An 18697-nucleotide genomic window follows, 5' to 3' on the forward strand; every position below is an offset into this window, starting at 1 on the left:
CCACGTGATCGACATGCAGGACCCGATATTCCTCGCCCACCGCGGCGGAAAACTGCGCACCGCCGCCACCGTCCCACTCGACAGCCGAGAGGACCTCTCCATCGCCTACACGCCCGGCGTCGCCCGCGTCTGCGAGGCCATCGCCGACGACGCCGCGCTCGCCCGCGACTACACCTGGCGGTCCAACCTGGTCGCCGTCGTCACCGACGGCACCGCCGTGCTCGGCCTCGGCGACATCGGACCGGCCGCGTCCCTGCCGGTCATGGAGGGCAAAGCGGCCCTGTTCCGGCAGTTCGCGGGCGTCGACGCCGTCCCGATCTGCCTCGACACCACCGACCCCGACGCGATCGTGGCGGCCGTGACCGCCATCGCCCCCTCCTTCGGCGGCATCAACCTCGAAGACATCGCGGCGCCGCGCTGCTTCGAGGTCGAATCGCGGCTCAAGGCCGCCCTCGACATCCCCGTCTTCCACGACGACCAGCACGGCACCGCCGTCGTCGTCCTCGCCGCGCTCCGGGGCGCCCTGCGGCTCCAGGGCCGCGAGACGGGCGACGTCACCGCCGCCGTCGTCGGGGCCGGGGCCGCGGGCGTCGCCATCACCGAGATCCTCCGCTTCGCGGGCGTCGGCGACATCATCGTCTGCGACTCGACCGGCATCATCCACCCCGGCAGGGAGCGGCTGAGCCCGGTCAAGGAGGAGCTCGCCAAGGCCACCAACCGCTTCGGGCGCACCGGCGGCGTCGCCGAGGCCCTGGACGGCACCGACGTCCTCATCGGCGTCTCCGGCGGCCTCGTCCCCGAATCGGCGCTCGCCGGGATGGCCGACGACGCGATCGTGTTCGCCCTGGCCAACCCGAGGCCCGAAGTGGACCCGGCCGTCGCCGCGAAGCACGCCGCGATCGTCGCCACCGGCCGCAGCGACTTCCCCAACCAGATCAACAACGTCCTGGCCTTCCCCGGGATCTTCCGCGGCGCCCTCGACGCCGACGCGAAGGACATCACCGAGGACATGAAGCTCGCCGCCGCGGAGGCGATCGCCGATTGCGTCGGCGACGACCTGGCCGCCGACCACATCGTGCCATCGGCGCTCGACCCGCGCGTCGCACCGGCCGTCGCCGCGGCGGTGAAGGCCGCCGCCTGAGGAACCGATGCCATGCGGCACCCGGGTGGCGCTCGACGGGCCCGGCACCGGAACGCGACGTCGCCGGCGCCCGCTCCGCGGCCGGCGAGCCGGTCCGGCCCGAGGACACCCGCTCGGCCGGACCGCCGCGGCGGCCGGCGACGGCGCGACCGCAGTGGACGGCGGACGGTCGTCGAGTGGCGGGAGGATTGCGCTACGGTACGTGAGGATTACTCCCAATGGTGATGAACGCCAGTGGAGAGAGGACACCCTATGCGCCGTACCACCGCTCGCCTGCACCTCGTCAACGCGCTGACCGCCTTCGCCGCCCGTGCCCGGCACGACCCCGGCCGCGTCTTCGACCGGCTGCTCCACGAGCAGCGCTCCGTTTCCCGAGAGGTCACTCTCACCGAGGAGGACGAAAGCGAACTCCAGCACCTCCGCACCTTCCTCGGTTTCATCGCCGAGGTCGACTCGCTCAGCGGCGTCGGCTGGCTGTCGGTCCGCGACATGGTCGAGACCCGCATCAGGAACAGGTTCGTCGTCCGCCGCCTCCAGGCCGAACACCCCGAAATCCTCAAGGAGCGGATCGAAGCACCCGTGTTCGTCATCGGCCTGCCGCGCACCGCCACGACCCTCACCCACAAGATCCTGGCGGGCGCGTCCGCCGGACGCGGACCGTACATGTGGGAGATGGACAACATCGGCCTGCCCCGGCCCGAGAGCGAGGTCGCCAAGCTCCGCAAGCGGACGCAGAAGCGTCTGGATCAGATCCTCGCGCTGAGCCCGTCGTGGTCGCGGATACATCCGGTCCGGGCCGACTGGGTGGAGGAGATCTACTTCCTGCTCAACCAGAGCCGCCTGCACAACACGATGGCGCCGATGCCGGATTACCTCGAGTTCCTGAGCACCTACGACGCCAGGCCGGACTACCGGTTCGTCCGCGACGTCCTCCAGATCCTCCAGTTCCGGCGCCCGACACCGCGGTGGGTGCTGAAGCACCCCGACTGCCTGGGCGAAACCGCCGCGATTCACCACGTCTTCCCCGACGCGAAGTTCGTGTGGACCCACCGCGACCCGCACACGGTCATGGGCTCGATGTGCTCGATGGCCGAGTCCCTGGCCTACCTGCACAACCGGCCGGGGGCCGTCGATCCGCACGCGATCGGCGGGATCTGGCTCCGGATCCTGCCCGAGATGGTCGAGCGGGCCCGCCGCGCGCGCGGCCGGATGCCCCGTGAGAACACGGTGGACGTCGCCTACCACGCGATGATGGCCGACCCGTTCGCGTACGTGCCGGAACTGTTCGAGCAGCTCGATCTGAAATGGACCGAGGCCGACGACCGCAACCTCGAAGAGGCCCTCGACCGCCCGCGCGACCAGCGCGGTCACGAGTATTCGATGGTCCACTACGGTCTCGATCCGGCCATGGTCGACGAGGCGTTCGGCGACTACGGCCTGTTCGTGGAGAACCTCACCGTCGACCGGTCGCGCTGATCCGCGCGGCCAGGTCCGCCATCGTCTGGCGGCCCTCGATCTGGGCGGTCCACTCGGCGGGGAGCGCGCCGTGGCCGTAGGCCGCGCCCAGCAGGTTCCCCAGGATCGCCCCCGTCGAGTCCGAGTCGCCGCCGTGGCTGACGGCCGCCACCAGCGCCGCACGCACGTCGTCGGTGCCCAGCAGGCAGTACACGGCGATCGCCAGGGCCTCCTCGGCGACCCAGCCCTCGCCGAGCGGGGCGCACGAGTTCGGTGCGGGCACGACGTTCCCGGCCAGCTCGAAGGCCCGCTGGAGGGCGTCGGCGGTCTCGGAGCGGTCGAGGCTCTGGCGCAGGTGCAGCATCGTGTGCGACACGGCCTTCTGGGCGCTCTCGCCGCCGAGCAGGTGGGCCGTCATCATCGCGAACGCACCGGCCGCCGCCCCGGCGGTCGGGTGGCCGTGGGTGAGCGCCGAGCACGCGTGCGCCAGCTTGTAGGCCTCGGCGGGGGAGGAGGCGAGGAGCCCGAACGGGGCCGAGCGCATGACCGTCCCGCAGCCCTTGGACTCGGGGTTGACGCCGGGCTCGGCCCCCTTCGCCAGCCCGGACAGGCACGCGTTGCCCGGGGCGCGCCGCATGTAGAGCCACGGCTCGGCGGCCAGGCCCCGCGACCCCATGGGCGGCATCGGCTTGGTCTGCGTGTCGTACCAGCGCAGGTACGCGCGGCGGACCGAGGCGACCTCGTCGCCCTCGGCGGTCTCCAGGAGCCCTTCGGCGGTGAACAGCGTCATCTGCGTGTCGTCGGAGACGTGGTTGTGGCGCAGTTCGGCCACCCCCGCCGGTCCCCACTCGCGCTCGATCTGCGGCCAGGAGTCGAATTCGACCTGGTATCCCAGTGCGTCGCCGACGGCGCCTCCGATGAGGCAGCCCAGGATCCGGTCGTCTGCGGTGAGGGGAGCAGTCACTCCCGGATTGTATTCGCGGCGTTCGAGGCCGGGAATTCGGAGGTCCTGGCCCTTGACTGCGTGATCGATAACATGAACAATGTATCGACATGCTTCAAACCGGAGGACTGAGCACATGAAGCCCCCGAAACGACCCCGAACGATGGCCGCAGTGGCCGTGGCGGCCGCGGCGACCGTCGTGGCCACGTCCCTCACCGCGAGCGGAGCCGCGGCCCACGGCCATCATCACGATCACGACGTCGACGCCGAGATCGAGGTCGACCTCGACGATGCGACCGCCATCTCGGACCGCCTCTACGGACTGTTCTACGAGGACATCAACCACGCCGCCGACGGCGGCCTCTACGCCGAGCTCGTCCAGAACCGCTCGTTCGAGTTCAGCCCCGCCGACAACGGCTCGTACCACGCGCTGACCGCCTGGACCGTCGAAGGCGATGCCGTTGTTACCGATAACGATTCGCTCAACGAGAACAACGTCAACCACCTCAGCGCCGCGGCCGGATCCACGATCGTCAACGCCGGGTACAACTCCGGCATGAACCTCCAGGCCGGTGCCGCCTACGACTTCAGCGTCTGGGCCAAGACCGGTTCCGGCGCCGAACTCACCGTGCAGCTCCTCGACGCCACCGGCACGGCCGCCAGTGAACCGGCGACCGTCACCGCTCCCGCGGGCGAATGGACGAAGCTGGAGGCCACGCTCGGCGCCACCGCGTCCACCATCGACGGACGCCTGTCGGTGAGCACCGACGCCGAGGTCGCCCTCGACATGGTCTCGCTGTTCCCCGAGGAGACCTTCATGGACCGCGAGAACGGCCTGCGGCCCGATCTCGCCCAGCTCATCGCCGAACTAGAACCGTCCTTTCTGCGCTTTCCGGGCGGCTGCCTGGTGAACACCGGTTCGTTCGATCCGGACAGCCGCCAGCGGTTCTACAACTGGAAGGACACCGTCGGCCCGGTCGAAGAGCGCAAGGCCAACTTCAACACCTGGGGCTACAACCAGACCTACGGCCTGGGCTACTACGAGTACTTCCAGTTCGCCGAGGACATCGGCGCCGAAGCCCTTCCGGTGGTGCAGGCGGGGGTGACCGGCTGCGGCTGGAACGAGGTCGCCACGCCCGAACAGGTCGACCAGCTGGTGCAGGACGCGCTCGACCTGATCGAGTTCGCCAACGGCGGCGCCGACACCGAGTGGGGCTCCCTCCGCGCCCAGATGGGCCACCCCGAGCCGTTCGGCCTGGAGTACATCGCCGTGGGCAACGAGGAGCCGAACGCCGACGGGTACGCCGCGAACTACCCCGAGTTCGACGCGGCGATCCGCGAGGCCTACCCGGAGATGCAGGTCATCGCCAACTCCGGCCCCGACGACCAGGGCACGGTCTTCGACCGCGGCTGGGAGCTCGCCCGCGAGTACGACGCGGACCTGGTCGACGAGCACTACTACAACTCGCCGGAGTGGTTCTTCTCCAACAACGACCGCTACGACTCCTACGACCGCCAGGGCCCGCACGTGTTCCTCGGCGAGTACGCCTCCCGGTCCAACACGTGGTGGAGCGCGCTGTCGGAGGCCTCGTACCTGACCGGCATCGAGCGCAACGGCGACGTGGTCGACCTGGCCTCGTACGCGCCGCTGCTGTCCAACATCGACTATGTGGACTGGGCGCCGGACATGATCTGGTTCGACAACCACCAGGCCGTGAAGTCGGCGAGCTACGAGATCCAGAAGCTGTTCAGCACCAACGCCGGTGACGAGGTCTTCGCCTCCGAATTGGAGGCCGACCCGATCGAGCAGCCCGACATCGCCGGAGGCATCGGCCTGGCCACGTGGAACACCGCCGCGACCTACGACGACGTGAAGGTCACCGCCGCCGACGGCTCGGTCCTGTTCGAGGACGACTTCGCCGATGGCGCCGGAGCCTGGACGCCCTCGGGGCCGGGAGGCACGCCCACCGGCACATGGGAAGTGGTCGACGGCGCCTACCAGCAGACCGCGATCGTCACCGACGCCCGCTCGGTGGCGGGCGAGGCCGACTGGTCGAACTACACCATGGAGGTCCAGGCCACCAAGACCGCCGGTGACGAGGGCTTCCTCATCATGTTCGGCGTCGAAGGGTCCGACGACTACTACTGGTGGAACCTCGGCGGCTGGGGCAACACCACCTCGGCGTTGGAGAAGTCCAGCGGCGGCGGCAAGTCCACGCTGGTCAACCACGACACCGTGATCGAGACCGGCCGCACCTACGACCTCCGCCTGGAGGTCCGCGGGCGCACCATCACCGGCTTCGTCGACGGCGAGCAGGTGTTCAGCGTCGTGGACGAGCAGCAGATCGAGCCGCTGTACCAGGTCGTCACGCGCGACGAGGAGACCGGCGCGGTCACGATCAAGGTCGTGAACGCCCAGGACCACCCGATGACGACCGAGATCGAGCTGGAGGGCCAGAAGCTCAAGAAGAACGGCTCGGTCACGACGATCGCGTGCGACCCGGGCTGCGACAACATCCTCGGCGAGGAGCCGGTGGTCTACCCGGTGACCGACGAGAAGGTCCATCACCTGGGCAACGAGTTCACCTACGAGTTCGAGCCCTACTCGGTGACCTTCATAGAACTGGAGCCGCGCGGCAGGCACTGACCGAACGCCGAAGCGCGGCCCGGCCTTTCTCGGACGGGCCGCGCTTCATCGCCTGATGTCGCGCTGGCGAAGCTCCGTTAGTACGGAAGCGACAGCCTTGAAGTCGTTGTCGACATGCAGCAGTGTCAGATCGTTGAGCACCGCGGTCGCGCACAGGAGCAGGTCGACGACCCCGGCGCTCCGGTGCTGGCCCATCTGAGTGAGCTTGTACTGCGCCGTTTCGATCCAGGCCCACGCCTTTTTCGGAACCGGCACATAGGCGTAGGCCAGATCGAGGTCCTCGGCCAGTTCATCCCTGTGCCGAGGACTCTGAGCGGAGAAGAGGAATTCGACCCGTGTGGCGTCGGATATGCCGACCGACTTGGCGCTGATCTCTTGTTCCCAGACCTCTCGTGTGCCGGGATTTCTGAGTAGGTGCCAGATGGCCGAAGTATCGATAAGGAAGGTCATCGCGCCGGTTACGCCGCCTGCTCTGCCTGATCGAACGCCGCCTTGCGCGCCTCTTTTGCTGCCATGTGCGCGTTGGCGGCGGCGTCGAACTCTCCTCGCTCTCCACGCTCGGCCAGCCGCCGCAGCGCCTGGAGCCGCTTGGTCCTCGCCGTGTACTCCTCCAGTGCCCGGTTCACCGTTTCTTTCTTCGTCTTAGCGCCCATGAGATCCATGGCCTCTGCCAGGGCATCGTCGTTGATGTCAATCTGCGTAAGAGACATACACACCTCACGTTAATGTACATGGAATTTATACATCATCATGATAACACAGGATAGTGAGTCGATGCGAATGAGATAGCGCTGCGCGCCAAGAGGTCTCGGAGCCGTCAGTTCGTTGCGGCGATTTCGGGCTCGGCGGTTGCCGGTTCGGGGGCGTCCGTTTCGTCTGTCGCCTCGTCGCCCACCACGATCAGGTGCGGCGCCGTCTCCAGCGGGGTGCGCTTGCGCAACGTGAACGGCACCGACAGCGCGCTGACCCACAGCAGCGACGCGCCCAGCATGTGCAGGCCGACGATCAGCTCGGGCAATCCCAGGTAGTACTGCATGTACCCGATCGCGCCCTGGAGCAGCTCCACGCCCAGCAGCACGTACGCCGCCCGCTTCGCGCGCTCGGGCGCGCCCACCGCGTGCACCGCCGCGACCATCGCCACGCTCAGGCCGATCAGCAGCCACACTCCGTCGGCGTGCAGCTGCGCCGCGAACTCGGGGTCCAGCCCGTTGCGCGGCGAGTCCGGGTCGCCCGCGTGCGGGCCCGAGCCGGTGACCATCACGCCCAGCACGATGACCGCGAACGCCACCGCCGCCACCGCCTTGGCGAGCGTCCCCACCGCGCCCGGCACCAGCGGCACCGTCGGCCCGTCCGGCTCGCCCGAGCGGAAGTACAGCGCCGTGGTGAACACCAGGATCACGATCGACGCCAGGAAGTGCAGGCCCACCACCCACGGGTTCAAATCGCTCCACACCGTGATGCCGCCGATCACCGCCTGCGCGGGCACGAAGCACAGCACGCCGAGCGAGAGCTTCACCAGCGAGGACCGGCGCGGCGTCCGCATCCACGCCGCCAGGAGCGCCCCCACCGCCAACACGACCAGCACCCACGTCAGCATGCGGTTGCCGAACTCGATCGCGCCGTGGATGCCCATCGCCTGGGTCGCCACCAAGGAGTCCTCGGTGCACTTGGGCCACTGCGCGCAGCCCAGTCCCGAGTCGGTCAGGCGCACCGCGCCTCCCGTGACGACGATGCCGACGTTCGCGATCAGGCTCGCCAGCGCCCACCGCCGCACGGCGCGCGGCTGTCCGAACCACCTCTGCAACAGCTTCACAGCGCCGAATGTAACCGGGACGCCGGACGCGGCCGCCGCCCCGGTGCCCGGATGTGGGCTGCGGCCGCCTTTTCCGAGCTGAGGTTAGGCAATCCTGCGTGCCAGATTTCACGATCGGGCCCTGTCGACACCGCGAAGCGAATTAAGTAACATTTTCCTTGTGGAAATGGTGACGAGGGTCGGCGGCAGCCACTCGACCGACGGGGAGACCCGCCGCCGAGTGTCGCAGCTGCTGCTCGAAAGCGGCCACGCCACGGTCGCCGAGCTCGCCCGCGCCCTCGGCATCACCGCCACCGCCACCCGCCGCCATCTCGACGTCATGGAGTCCGAGGGTCAGGTCGAGACGCGCGTCGTCAAGACCCCGCGGCGCGGCCGCCCGGCGAAGCAGTACCAGCTCACCTCCGCCGCCCGCGCCTCCTTCGGCCACACCTACGACGACCTCGCGATGGAGGCGCTCCGCTGGATCCGCCGCTTCGAAGGCGAGGACGCCATCGGCGCCTTCGCCGCCGAGCAGGTCACGCGCCTGGAGGCCCGGTGCACGGCCGCCCTCGGCGCGGCCGACGCCGACGACCCGATGGCCAGGGCCCAGGCGCTCGCGGACGCCCTCTCGGGCGAGGGCTACGCCGCCACGGCGTCGGTCATCGCCTCGGGCGGGCAGCTGTGCCAGCACCACTGCCCGGTGGCCGGAGTGGCGGCGGAGTTTCCGCAGCTGTGCGAGGCGGAGACCCGCGTCATCAGCAAACTGCTGGGCGTCCACGTCCAGCGACTGGCGACGATCGCCAACGGCGACGGCGTGTGCACCACGCACGTCCCGGCAAGGCACGGCGGCCGCGAAGCGGCCCCCGGTCACGGCGGCGCGGGCCCGGTGCCGCTGCCCGCCCCGCGGCGCACGAGCACGGAACGACCGGACCAATCCGAACGACAGGTCAAAGGTGAGGCTTGAGATGACCGACACGCAGAAGACCCCGCAATTGAGCCAGGAGGAGGCCCTCGCCTCCCTGGAGCGGTACGAGTACGGCTGGGCCGACTCGGACCTCGCCGGCGCGAACGCCAAACGCGGCCTGACCGAGGAGGTCGTCCGCGACATCTCGGGGCGCAAGAACGAGCCCGAGTGGATGCTCCAGCGCCGCCTCAAAGGCCACAAGCTCTTCGAGCGCAAGCCCATGCCGAACTGGGGCGCCGACCTCTCCGGCATCGACTTCGACAACATCAAGTACTACGTCGAGGCCTCCGAGAAGCAGGCCGAGTCCTGGGAAGAACTGCCCGAGGACATCAAGAAGACCTACGACAAGCTGGGCATCCCCGAGGCCGAGCGCCAGCAGCTGGTCTCCGGCGTCGCCGCCCAGTACGAGTCGACCGTGCTCTACCACTCCATCCGCGAGGACCTGGAGGAGCAGGGCGTCATCTTCATGGACACCGACACCGGCCTGCGGGAGCACCCCGAGCTGTTCGAGGAGTACTTCGGCTCGGTCATCCCCACCGGCGACAACAAGTTCGCGGCCCTGAACACGGCCGTGTGGTCCGGCGGGTCCTTCATCTACGTGCCCAAGGGCGTCCACGTCGAGATCCCGCTCCAGGCCTACTTCCGGATCAACACCGAGAACATGGGCCAGTTCGAGCGCACGCTCATCATCGCCGACGAGGGCTCGTTCGTGCACTACATCGAGGGCTGCACCGCCCCGGTCTACTCCTCGGACTCGCTGCACTCGGCGGTCGTGGAGATCATCGTCAAGAAGGACGCCCGCGTCCGCTACACGACCATCCAGAACTGGTCGTCCAACGTCTACAACCTGGTCACCAAGCGCGCGATCGCCGAGCAGGGCGCCACCATGGAATGGGTCGACGGCAACCTCGGCTCCAAGGTCACCATGAAGTACCCGGCCGTCATCCTCACCGGCGAGCACGCCAAGGGCGAGGTCCTGTCCGTGGCGATGGCCGGTGAGGGCCAGCACCAGGACACCGGCGCGAAGATGACCCACGCCGCGCCCCACACCTCCTCGACGATCGTCTCCAAGTCGATCTCCCGCGGCGGCGGGCGCACCTCTTACCGCGGCCTGGTCAAGGTCGACGACGGCTCGCACCACGCCAAGTCCACGGTCAAGTGCGACGCGCTCCTGGTCGACACGATCTCCCGCTCCGACACCTACCCGTACGTCGACATCCGCGAGGACGACGTCGACATGGGCCACGAGGCCACGGTCTCCAAGATCGGCGAGGACCAGATGTTCTACCTCATGAGCCGCGGCCTGACGGAGGACGAGGCCGCCGCCATGATCGTGCGCGGCTTCATCGAGCCGATCGCCAAGGAGCTGCCGATGGAGTACGCCCTGGAGCTCAACCGCCTCATCGAGCTGCAAATGGAAGGCGCGGTCGGTTAAGCGGCCCGTACGGACAAGGAACCAAGAGATCTGATGAGCATCGAAGTAGCATCGCGCCCGCACACTCACGGAGCGGGCGAGGCGCCGCCCAAGACGAAGTCGCAGCTGCTGCGCTCGTTCGACCCCGCCGACTTCCCGGCCCTCCACGGCCGCGAAGAGGACTGGCGGTTCACGCCGATCAAGCGCCTCGCCGGCCTCGACGACGCCGACACCGCCCGCGCGATCAAGCCCGTCGAGTACACCGCGCGCGAGCTGCCCGCCGGCGTCAAGACCGAGACGGTCGCCAAGGACGACCCGCGCCCCGGCTCGATCCTCACGCCCTTCGACCGGCCCAGCGCCGTCGCCTGGGCCGGGACCGGCCGCGCCCTCGTCGTCACCGTCGAACCCGAGGCCGAGATCGCCGAACCGGTCTGGATCGACGTGACCGGCGGCGGCCTCGACGGCGCCTCCTGGGCCCACACCTTCATCGACGTCGGCCACCACGCCGACGTCACCTTGATCCTGCGCCACACCGGCCCCGCCCGCCTCGGCGACAACGTCGAGATCGCCGTCGGCGACGGCGCGCACCTGCGCCTGGTCGCCGTCGCCGAATGGGACCGCGAATCGGTCCAGGTCGAGCACCAGAAGGCCCGCCTCGGCACCGACGCGAAGCTCGACCACATCGCCGTCAGCCTCGGCGGCGACCTGGTCCGCCAGTTCCTGTCGGTCGACTACGCCGGGCGCGGTGGCTCTGTCGACGCCTACGGCCTGTACTTCGCCGACGCCGGGCAGCACATCGAGCACCGCCAGCTGGTCGACCACTCGGTGCCCGACTGCCGCTCGAACGTCAACTACCGCGGCGCCCTCCAAGGCGAGACCGCCCACACCGTCTGGGTCGGCGACGTCCTCATCCAGGACGCCGCCACCGGCACCGACACCTACGAGATCAACCGGAACCTCGTGCTCTCCGACGGCGCCCGCGCCGACTCGGTGCCCAACCTCGAGATCGAGACCGGCGAGATCGTCGGCGCCGGGCACGCCTCGACCACCGGCCGCTTCGACGAGGAGCACCTGTTCTACCTCCAGTCGAGGGGCATCCCCGAGGACGAGGCCCGCCGCCTGGTCGTCAAGGGCTTCTTCAACGAGATCGTCCAGAAGATCCCGTCCGAGGACCTGCGCGAGGAGCTCACCGAGGCCGTCGTCGCCCGCCTCGATGCCGGAGGAGCCGTCGCCTCATGACCGACGCCGATTTCCTGCGCGTGTGCGCGCTCGACGACCTGCCGGAGTCGGAGGCCGTCGCCGCCGACATCCACGGCACGTCGATCGTGCTCGTGCGCAAGGAGGAAGAGGTGTTCGCCCTCTACGACGAGTGCTCCCACGCCGCCGTGGCGCTCTCGGAGGGCGACGTCGAGGACTGCACGCTGGAGTGCTGGCTGCACGGGTCGATGTTCGACCTGCGCACCGGCAAGCCCACCGGGCCGCCCGCCACCACACCGGTGGCGAGCTACCCCGTCGAAGTCCGCGACGGCGACGTCTACCTCAGCCTGAAGCCCAAGACCACCGAAGCCTAAGAGGAAGCCAGTAATGAGCAAGCTTGAGATCCGCGACCTGCAAGTCTCGGTCAACACCGAAGAAGGCGCCAAGCCGATCCTGCACGGCGTCGACCTCACCATCGACTCCGGCGAGACCCACGCCATCATGGGCCCCAACGGCTCGGGCAAGTCCACGCTCGCGTACTCGCTGGCCGGGCACCCGAAGTACGAGGTCACCGCCGGCACCGCCCTGCTCGACGGCGAGAACGTCCTCGAGATGGCCGTCGACGAGCGCGCCCGCGCCGGACTGTTCCTCGCCATGCAGTACCCGGTCGAGGTCCCCGGCGTGAGCGTCTCCAACTTCCTGCGCACCGCCAAGACCGCCGTCGACGGCGAGGCCCCGAAGCTCCGCACCTGGATGAAGGACCTCAAGGGCGCCATGAGCGAGCTGAAGATGGACGAGGCGTTCATCAACCGCAACGTCAACGAGGGCTTCTCCGGCGGCGAGAAGAAGCGCCACGAGATCGTCCAGATGGAGCTGCTCAAGCCCAAGATGGCGATCCTCGACGAGACCGACTCCGGTCTCGACGTCGACGCCCTGCGCGTCGTCTCCGAGGGCATCAACCACGCCAAGGAGACCACCGGCTGCGGCATCCTGCTCATCACGCACTACACCCGCATCCTGCGGTACGTGAAGCCCGACTTCGTCCACGTCTTCGTCGACGGCCGGATCGCCGAGGAGGGCGGGCCCGAGCTCGCCGACAAGCTCGAGGAAGAGGGCTACGAGTCCTACGTCGGCGCGAAGGCCGCTTAGGCCATGCCTTGAAAGGAAGTAGGACCAACGTGGAGGCAGCAAGCAAGCTCGACGTCGAGTCGATCCGGGCGGACTTCCCGATCCTGCGGCGCAAGATCGGGGACAAACCGCTCGCCTACCTCGACTCGGCGGCCACGTCGCAGAAGCCCGCCCAGGTGACCGACGCGATGCGGCGGTTCACCGACCACTCGAACGCCAACATCTCGCGTTCGGTCCACACCCTCGCCTCCGAGGCCACCGAGGCCTACGAGGGCGCGAGGGCGAAGGTCGCGGACTTCATCGGCGCGATCAGCCACGACGAGGTGGTCTTCACCAAGAACTCCACCGAGTCGATCAACCTGGTCGCCTACGCCTTCCAGAACGCGGTGGCAGAGCGCGGCGCCGACCCGCGCTTCGTGCTGGGGCCGGGCGACGAGGTCGTGGTGACCGAGATGGAGCACCACGCCAACCTCGTGCCCTGGCAGCAGCTGTGCCTGCGCACCGGCGCCACGCTCCGCTGGATCGGCATCACCGACACCGGCCGCCTCGACCTGGAGCACCTCGACGAGGTCATCAACGAGCGCACCAAGGTCGTCTCGTTCGTGCACGTCGCGAACCTGCTGGGCACGGTGAACCCGACCTCGCAGATCGTCGCCCGCGCCAAGGAGGTCGGCGCCCTGGTCGGGCTCGACTCCTCGCAGGCCGTGCCGCACCTCCCGGTCGACGTGACCGAGCTCGGAGTCGACTTCATCGCCTTCACCGGCCACAAGATGCTCGGTCCCACCGGCATCGGCGTCCTGTGGGCGAAGGCCGAACTGCTCGACGCGATGCCGCCGTTCCTGACCGGCGGCTCGATGATCGAGACGGTCACCATGGAGCGCACCACGTTCGCGAAGGCCCCGGCGAAGTTCGAGGCGGGCACGCCGCCGGTCGCCGAGGCCGTCGGCCTCGCCGCCGCCGTCGACTACCTCGCCGCGCTCGGCATGGACAACGTCCGCGCCCACGAGAAGGAGCTCGCCGCCTACATGCTCGAACGGCTGGAGACCGTCGACGGGCTGACCGTCATCGGCCCGCGCGTGCCCATCGGCCGCGGCGCGACGGTCTCGTTCGAGCTCGACGGCGTCCACCCGCACGACGTCGGCCAGGTCCTCGACTCCGAGGGCGTCGCCGTCCGCGTCGGCCACCACTGCGCCAAACCGACCTGCGTCCGCTTCGGCGTCACCGCCACCACCCGCGCCTCGGGCTACGTCTACACGACCACCGAGGAAATAGACCGCTTGGTGTCGGCGTTGGAGCAGGTGCGAAAGGTGTTTGCTTGATGAATCTCGACGAGCTGTACCAGGAAGTCATCCTCGACCACTACAAGCGGCCCCGCGGCGTCGGCCTGCGCGAGCCCTACGAGGGCGAATCGCACCAGGTCAACCCGACCTGCGGCGACGAGATCACTTTGCGCGTCCACGTCGAAGGCGGCACCGTCGCCGACGTCTCGTACGAGAACGTGGGCTGCTCGATCTCCAAGGCCTCGGCGTCGGTGCTGTACGAGCTGGTCAAGGGCGCCTCGGTCGAGGACTCGCTGGAGCGCCTCGGCGAGTTCACCGAGCTGATGAACTCCAAGGGCCAGGGCGAAGGCGACGAGGAGACCCTGGAGGACGCCGTCGCGTTCGCCGGAGTGTCGAAGTACCCCATGCGCGTCAAGTGCGCGCTGCTGGGCTGGATGGCGTTCAAGGACGCGCTGGTCCGCGCAGAAGCAGCTGTACCGACTCCTGGAGGGGGAGCCGAGCAATGACCGAAGCAACGAAGGCCAAAGAAGAGGACATCCTCGAGGCGATGAAGGACGTCGTCGACCCCGAGCTCGGCATCAACGTCGTCGACCTGGGTCTGATCTACGGCGTGCACGTCGACGAGGAGAACATCGCCACGCTCGACATGACGCTGACCTCGGCGGCCTGTCCGCTCACCGACGTCATCGAGGACCAGTCCCGCTCGGCGCTCACGAGCGGCGCCGAGGGCGGCCTGGTCTCCGACATCCGCATCAACTGGGTGTGGATCCCGCCGTGGGGCCCGGACAAGATCACCGACGAGGGCCGCGACCAGCTGCGCGCGTTGGGCTTCAACGTCTAGCGATGGCCAAGATCCGCCCCGCCTCGGGCGGCGGCCGGATCGTCGAGGTCGAACCCGAACGGCTCCCGAAGTGGGTCGCGAACTTCGCCGAACGCAACGGCGGCATCGCCTCCCACCGCGCCGACGGTGACGCCTGGACGATCGAGTCGAACGACGGAACGCCGGCGAGCGTCGCGTGGACGCTCGCCGGCGGCATCCCCGCCGAATGGCTCCTCGACGACGAGCCCGTCACGGCCGCCGAACGCCTCCGCGACTACGCCCTCGAACCGCGCCGCCTCGGCGTCCTCCTGGCGCGCAAGGGCGCCTACTCGGTCGGCGTCGTCGTGGACGGCCGCGTGGAGGCCTCCAAGACCGACACCGCCTACGTCCAGGGCAAGACGAAGGCGGGCGGCCAGTCCCAGCAGCGCTTCGCCCGCCGCCGCGAAGGCCAGGCGAAGGCCGCCGGGAAGCGCGCCGCCGAAGCCGCCGCGGCGGTGCTCGCGAACGCCGACCTCGACGCCCTGGTGACCGGGGGAGCGGTGGACGCGATCCTCGACGACCCGCGCCTGAGGCATCTCTCCCCGTCCATCCACTTCGGTGACATCGCCGAGCCCAAGCGGGCGCTGCTGACCGAGACGGCCTACCGCGCCATCGGCTTCACCGTCCACATTCCCGGTTGAGGGGGCATGCGGGCCTCCCGTTGGCGGCCGGACGGACCGATCGCACCCGACCGCTAGACTGTGGGCCGATTTTCGAAACACCCAGCACCACGGTCGAATCCGAGGATCCCGCGTGACCGAGACCCTGCTAGCGAACCGCTACCGACTCGACAGCCTCATCGCGACCGGCGGCATGGGCGCGGTGTGGCGCGCCCACGACATCCGGCTCGACCGCGCCGTCGCCGTCAAACTCCTCAAGAACTCCCTGTTCGAGGACGGCGAGCGCTCCCGGGCGCGGTTCGAGCGCGAGGCCAGGGCCGCCGCGAGGCTGAAGGGTCCCGGCATCGTCGCCGTCCACGACCACGGCGAGGCCACCCTCCAGGACGAGCAGGTGGCCTACCTCGTCATGGAGCTCGTCGAGGGCGAATCGCTGTCGGCGGTCCTCGACCGCGAGGAGCGGCTGCCCGCGGAGCGGACGCTCGACATCGCCGCGTCCGTCGCCACGGCGCTCGACGCCGCCCACCGCCAGGGCATCGTCCACCGCGACATCAAACCCGCGAACATCCTCATCGACGAGGACGGCACCGTCAAACTCGTCGACTTCGGCGTCGCCCAGGTCAGCGGGGTCACCGCCCTGACCTCCAGCGGCGTCTCGCTCGGCACCCTCACCTACGCCGCGCCCGAACAGCTCGGCCCCGGCGAGGTCACCGCCGCCACCGACCTCTACGCGCTCGGCGCGGTCGCCTACGAATGCCTCGCCGGGCGCCCGCCCTTCGACTCCACCGACCCGAAGACCGTCGTCGCCGGGCACCTGAGCACCGCGCCGCCGCCCCTGCCCGACGACGTGCCCGCCGGGGCCGCGGCCGTGATCCTCAAGGCGCTCGCGAAGGAACCGGGGCGGCGCTGGGCCTCGGGCACGGCCTTCGCCGAGGCGTGCCGGACGGCCCTGCACGAAGCGGCGACCCTCCCCATCGCCCCTCCGCGGCCCGCCCCGCCCGCCGCCCCGCCGAACCGGGACCCGATCGGCACCGCCGCGCAAGCGGCGCGGCGCCGCTGGCCGTGGAGGATCACCGTCACCGCCGCGGCGGCAGCGGCCCTGCTCCTCGCGGCCGTGCTCGTCTGGTCGCCCTGGCGCGACGCCCCCGACGGCCGCATCACCGGACAGGAGTCGGGCACCGGCGAGGACGCCGCGGCCACCACGGCGGCACCCGAGGAGGACACGACCTCCCCGGACCCGTCCCCGAGCACCGCCCCCGCATCGCCCGAGGCCACCGGCGCGGACGACGGCGCGGATGACGGCGCGGACGACGGCGCCGAGAACGGCGAGGAGGGCTCCGGCTCGGATCCGGACGGCGAGACCGGCGACGGCGCCGAAGCGGACGGGCCCGAGCCGCCCGAGGTCCCCGACGTCGTCGGCCAGTCGTCATCGGACGCCCGGGCCGAGCTCGCCGCCGCCGGTTTCGAGCACCTCGAATACTGGATGCCCCAGCCGTACGCCTACTCGCCGTGGCCCGAGGACTGCCAGGTCATGTCCCAGAGCCCGGCGGCCGGAGCGACCGCCGACACCGACGAGACGATACGGCTGGAGGTCTTCGACCCCTACCCCTCGGACTGCCCGTGACCCGGCGTCACGGTGAGGTGTCCGCCCTGATCTCGGCGGCCCTCGCGTCGGTGTCATCGCCGTAGTCGGCGGGCTTGGCCCCGCGCAGCTCCAAGTCCGGCAGGAACAGCGTCATGATGATCGCGACGGCGGCGATCGAGGCGGCCACCGTGAACACCATGTCCAGGCCGTCGGTGAACGCCAGTTGCACGACCTCCTTGATCGGATCGGGCAGGCCCTGCACCACCGTCGGCGACTCCATCACGTTCGACAGGTCGGCGTCGCTGAGGTCCGTCTGACCGCCGCCCACCTGGGCGATCGCCCCCGGCAGGTTCGCCTCCAGCTCGCCGTTGAGCCTGGAGTTCATGACCGCGCCGAGCAGCGCCGTCCCGATGGCCCCGCCGAGCGACCTGGCGAAGTTGTTGGTCGACGTCCCCGCGCCCAGGTCCTCGACCGAGACGATGTTCTGCATGGCCAGCACCAGCGGCTGCATGAACATGCCCATGCCGCCGCCGAGCACGAGCATGTAGATCGCGCTCTGCCACAGCGGCGTGTCCAGGTGCAGCTGCGTGAACAGGGTCAGCCCGGCCGTGGTGACGACGGACCCGGACACCAGGAACCACTTGTAGCGCCCGATCTTGGAGATGATGAACCCCGACGAGATCGACGTCAGGAGCATCCCGCCCATCATCGGCAGCATGAGCAGGCCGGAGCCCGTCGGCGAGTAGCCGCGCACCATCTGGAAGAACAGCGGGATGTAGACGATGCCGGAGAACATCGCGACGCCGAAGACGAGCGCGATCGCGGCGGCGAGGCTGAACGTGCCGTGGCGGAACATCCGCAGCGGCAGGATCGGCTCCTCGGCCCGCGTCTCCACGTACACGAACAGGACCCCCAGGATCGCGGCGGCGGTGAACAGGGCGATGATCACCCCCGACGTCCACGGGTACGTCTGCCCGCCCCACGTGGTGGCCAGCAGCAGGCAGACCACCGCCGGGACGAGGCAGGCCGCGCCGAGGTAGTCGATCTTGTGCTGCCGCGTGGGCAGCTTGTGGCGGCGCAGCACGAGGTCGACCGCGATGAGCGCGGCCAGGCCGGTCGGCAGGTTGATGTAGAAGATCCAGCGCCAGTCCACCTCGGCGAGCCACCCGCCGAGCACCGGCCCGGCCACCGACGAGATGGCGAACACGCCGCCGAACAGGCCCTGGTACTTGCCCCGCTCGCGGGGCGGCAGCACGTCGGAGACGATCGTGAACGCCAAGGTCATCAACCCGCCCGCGCCCAGGCCCTGGAGGCCCCGGAAGATCACCAGCTGGAGCATGTTCTGCGCCAGACCCGCCAGCGCCGAGGCGAGCAGGAACACCGTGATCGCGAGCAGGATGATCCGCCGCCTGCCGTACAGGTCGCTCATCTTGCCGTACAGCGGGGCCGACGCGGTGGTGGCGATGAGGTAGGCGGTGACGACCCACGTGTAGTCGCTCATGCCCTGCAGGTCGCCCACGATCGTGGGCAGGGCGGTGCCCACGATCGTCTGGTCCAGGGAGGCCAGGAGCATCGCGAGCATGAGCGCGCCGAAGAGCGTGAACAGCTCCCGGCGGCTCAGCATCTGACCGGCCTGCCTCGCGTCATCGCCCATAAAGGCGAGCGTATGGCGCGA

General features: G+C 69.5%; 18 protein-coding genes. 13 read left to right on the plus strand and 5 right to left on the minus strand.

Features of this window, described 5'->3' with window-relative positions:
- The first annotated feature begins 7 nt into the window (after nt 1-7).
- Together H613_RS0105590 and H613_RS24580 are read left to right on the plus strand one after the other, a co-directional pair.
- Complete coding sequence (locus tag H613_RS0105590) at nt 8-1141, plus strand: malic enzyme-like NAD(P)-binding protein (RefSeq protein WP_026923045.1); 1134 nt, start codon at nt 8-10, stop codon at nt 1139-1141.
- A gap of 252 nt (nt 1142-1393) precedes the next feature.
- Complete coding sequence (locus tag H613_RS24580) at nt 1394-2617, plus strand: sulfotransferase family protein (protein ID WP_051392987.1); 1224 nt, start codon at nt 1394-1396, stop codon at nt 2615-2617.
- Here the strand turns inward: H613_RS24580 and H613_RS0105600 are convergent.
- Nucleotides 2595-3560: an ADP-ribosylglycohydrolase family protein gene (locus H613_RS0105600; protein WP_026923046.1), complete on the minus strand. Its 966-nt coding sequence runs from the start codon at nt 3558-3560 to the stop codon at nt 2595-2597. The genes H613_RS24580 and H613_RS0105600 overlap by 23 nt on opposite strands.
- Nucleotides 3561-3675: 115 nt before the next feature.
- Here H613_RS0105600 and H613_RS0105605 point away from each other — a divergent pair, with 115 nt between their 5' ends.
- A complete protein-coding gene (locus H613_RS0105605; RefSeq protein WP_211234712.1) occupies nt 3676-6186 on the plus strand; it encodes an alpha-L-arabinofuranosidase family protein in 2511 nt (836 codons plus the stop codon).
- 45 nt (nt 6187-6231) lie between these two features.
- Here the strand turns inward: H613_RS0105605 and H613_RS0105610 are convergent, their stop codons facing one another.
- From H613_RS0105610 to H613_RS24585, 3 genes are all read right to left on the minus strand, one after another.
- Complete coding sequence (locus tag H613_RS0105610) at nt 6232-6636, minus strand: PIN domain-containing protein (RefSeq protein ID WP_026923048.1); 405 nt, start codon at nt 6634-6636, stop codon at nt 6232-6234.
- An 8-nt stretch (nt 6637-6644) separates the two neighbouring features.
- Complete coding sequence (locus H613_RS0105615; protein WP_026923049.1) at nt 6645-6896, minus strand: type II toxin-antitoxin system VapB family antitoxin; 252 nt, start codon at nt 6894-6896, stop codon at nt 6645-6647.
- A 107-nt stretch (nt 6897-7003) separates the two neighbouring features.
- Nucleotides 7004-7999: a COX15/CtaA family protein gene (locus H613_RS24585; protein WP_051392988.1), complete on the minus strand. Its 996-nt coding sequence runs from the start codon at nt 7997-7999 to the stop codon at nt 7004-7006.
- A 166-nt stretch (nt 8000-8165) separates the two neighbouring features.
- On the opposite strand from H613_RS24585, the gene H613_RS24590 reads away from it, so the two are divergent.
- The 10 genes from H613_RS24590 (at nt 8166) to H613_RS24595 (ending at nt 17061) form a co-directional block, all read left to right on the plus strand.
- A complete protein-coding gene (locus H613_RS24590) occupies nt 8166-8942 on the plus strand; it encodes a helix-turn-helix transcriptional regulator (RefSeq protein WP_084546376.1) in 777 nt (258 codons plus the stop codon).
- A 1-nt stretch (nt 8943) separates the two neighbouring features.
- Nucleotides 8944-10377, plus strand: a complete 1434-nt coding sequence (sufB, locus tag H613_RS0105630) for a Fe-S cluster assembly protein SufB (RefSeq protein WP_026923050.1) — start codon at nt 8944-8946, stop codon at nt 10375-10377.
- A gap of 33 nt (nt 10378-10410) precedes the next feature.
- A complete protein-coding gene (gene sufD, locus H613_RS0105635) occupies nt 10411-11595 on the plus strand; it encodes a Fe-S cluster assembly protein SufD (protein ID WP_026923051.1) in 1185 nt (394 codons plus the stop codon).
- Nucleotides 11592-11927 carry a non-heme iron oxygenase ferredoxin subunit gene (locus tag H613_RS0105640; protein ID WP_026923052.1) on the plus strand — a complete coding sequence of 112 codons (336 nt, stop codon included), beginning with the start codon at nt 11592-11594 and terminating at the stop codon, nt 11925-11927. Before sufD ends, H613_RS0105640 begins: the two co-directional genes overlap by 4 nt.
- A gap of 13 nt (nt 11928-11940) precedes the next feature.
- Nucleotides 11941-12702: a Fe-S cluster assembly ATPase SufC gene (sufC, locus tag H613_RS0105645; protein WP_026923053.1), complete on the plus strand. Its 762-nt coding sequence runs from the start codon at nt 11941-11943 to the stop codon at nt 12700-12702.
- 29 nt (nt 12703-12731) lie between these two features.
- A complete protein-coding gene (locus tag H613_RS0105650; protein WP_026923054.1) occupies nt 12732-14000 on the plus strand; it encodes a cysteine desulfurase in 1269 nt (422 codons plus the stop codon).
- Entirely contained in the window at nt 14000-14467 is a 468-nt protein-coding gene (gene sufU / locus H613_RS0105655; protein ID WP_026923055.1) for a Fe-S cluster assembly sulfur transfer protein SufU, read from the plus strand. Before H613_RS0105650 ends, sufU begins: the two co-directional genes overlap by 1 nt.
- Nucleotides 14464-14802 (plus strand): metal-sulfur cluster assembly factor, encoded by a 339-nt coding sequence (locus tag H613_RS0105660; RefSeq protein ID WP_026923056.1) that lies wholly within the window; start codon nt 14464-14466, stop codon nt 14800-14802. The genes sufU and H613_RS0105660 overlap by 4 nt, the downstream gene beginning before the upstream one ends.
- 2 nt (nt 14803-14804) lie before the next feature.
- On the plus strand, nt 14805-15461 hold the full coding sequence (locus H613_RS0105665; RefSeq protein WP_026923057.1) for an acVLRF1 family peptidyl-tRNA hydrolase: 657 nt from the start codon (nt 14805-14807) through the stop codon (nt 15459-15461).
- Between the two features lie 112 nt (nt 15462-15573).
- Nucleotides 15574-17061 (plus strand): serine/threonine protein kinase, encoded by a 1488-nt coding sequence (locus tag H613_RS24595; RefSeq protein WP_051392990.1) that lies wholly within the window; start codon nt 15574-15576, stop codon nt 17059-17061.
- 7 nt (nt 17062-17068) lie between these two features.
- Here the strand turns inward: H613_RS24595 and H613_RS24600 are convergent, their stop codons facing one another.
- Nucleotides 17069-18676 (minus strand): MDR family MFS transporter, encoded by a 1608-nt coding sequence (locus tag H613_RS24600; RefSeq protein WP_245598475.1) that lies wholly within the window; start codon nt 18674-18676, stop codon nt 17069-17071.
- Nucleotides 18677-18697 lie beyond the last annotated feature (21 nt).

The organism is Glycomyces arizonensis DSM 44726, from assembly GCF_000482705.1.
Classification (GTDB): domain Bacteria; phylum Actinomycetota; class Actinomycetes; order Mycobacteriales; family Micromonosporaceae; genus Glycomyces; species Glycomyces arizonensis.

Excerpts from the sequence above, each read along its gene's own strand:
- H613_RS24590 (WP_084546376.1), top strand. The coding sequence starts at position 8,166 with ATGGTGACGAGGGTCGGCGGCAGCCACTCGACCGACGGGGAGACCCGC.
- sufD (WP_026923051.1), top strand. The coding sequence starts at position 10,411 with ATGAGCATCGAAGTAGCATCGCGCCCGCACACTCACGGAGCGGGCGAG.
- H613_RS0105610 (WP_026923048.1), bottom strand. The coding sequence starts at position 6,636 with ATGACCTTCCTTATCGATACTTCGGCCATCTGGCACCTACTCAGAAAT.
- H613_RS24600 (WP_245598475.1), bottom strand. The coding sequence starts at position 18,676 with ATGGGCGATGACGCGAGGCAGGCCGGTCAGATGCTGAGCCGCCGGGAG.
- H613_RS0105640 (WP_026923052.1), top strand. The coding sequence starts at position 11,592 with ATGACCGACGCCGATTTCCTGCGCGTGTGCGCGCTCGACGACCTGCCG.
- sufU (WP_026923055.1), top strand. The coding sequence starts at position 14,000 with ATGAATCTCGACGAGCTGTACCAGGAAGTCATCCTCGACCACTACAAG.
- sufC (WP_026923053.1), top strand. The coding sequence starts at position 11,941 with ATGAGCAAGCTTGAGATCCGCGACCTGCAAGTCTCGGTCAACACCGAA.
- H613_RS24580 (WP_051392987.1), top strand. The coding sequence starts at position 1,394 with ATGCGCCGTACCACCGCTCGCCTGCACCTCGTCAACGCGCTGACCGCC.
- H613_RS0105665 (WP_026923057.1), top strand. The coding sequence starts at position 14,805 with ATGGCCAAGATCCGCCCCGCCTCGGGCGGCGGCCGGATCGTCGAGGTC.
- sufB (WP_026923050.1), top strand. The coding sequence starts at position 8,944 with ATGACCGACACGCAGAAGACCCCGCAATTGAGCCAGGAGGAGGCCCTC.
- H613_RS0105660 (WP_026923056.1), top strand. The coding sequence starts at position 14,464 with ATGACCGAAGCAACGAAGGCCAAAGAAGAGGACATCCTCGAGGCGATG.
- H613_RS0105605 (WP_211234712.1), top strand. The coding sequence starts at position 3,676 with ATGAAGCCCCCGAAACGACCCCGAACGATGGCCGCAGTGGCCGTGGCG.
- H613_RS0105615 (WP_026923049.1), bottom strand. The coding sequence starts at position 6,896 with ATGTCTCTTACGCAGATTGACATCAACGACGATGCCCTGGCAGAGGCC.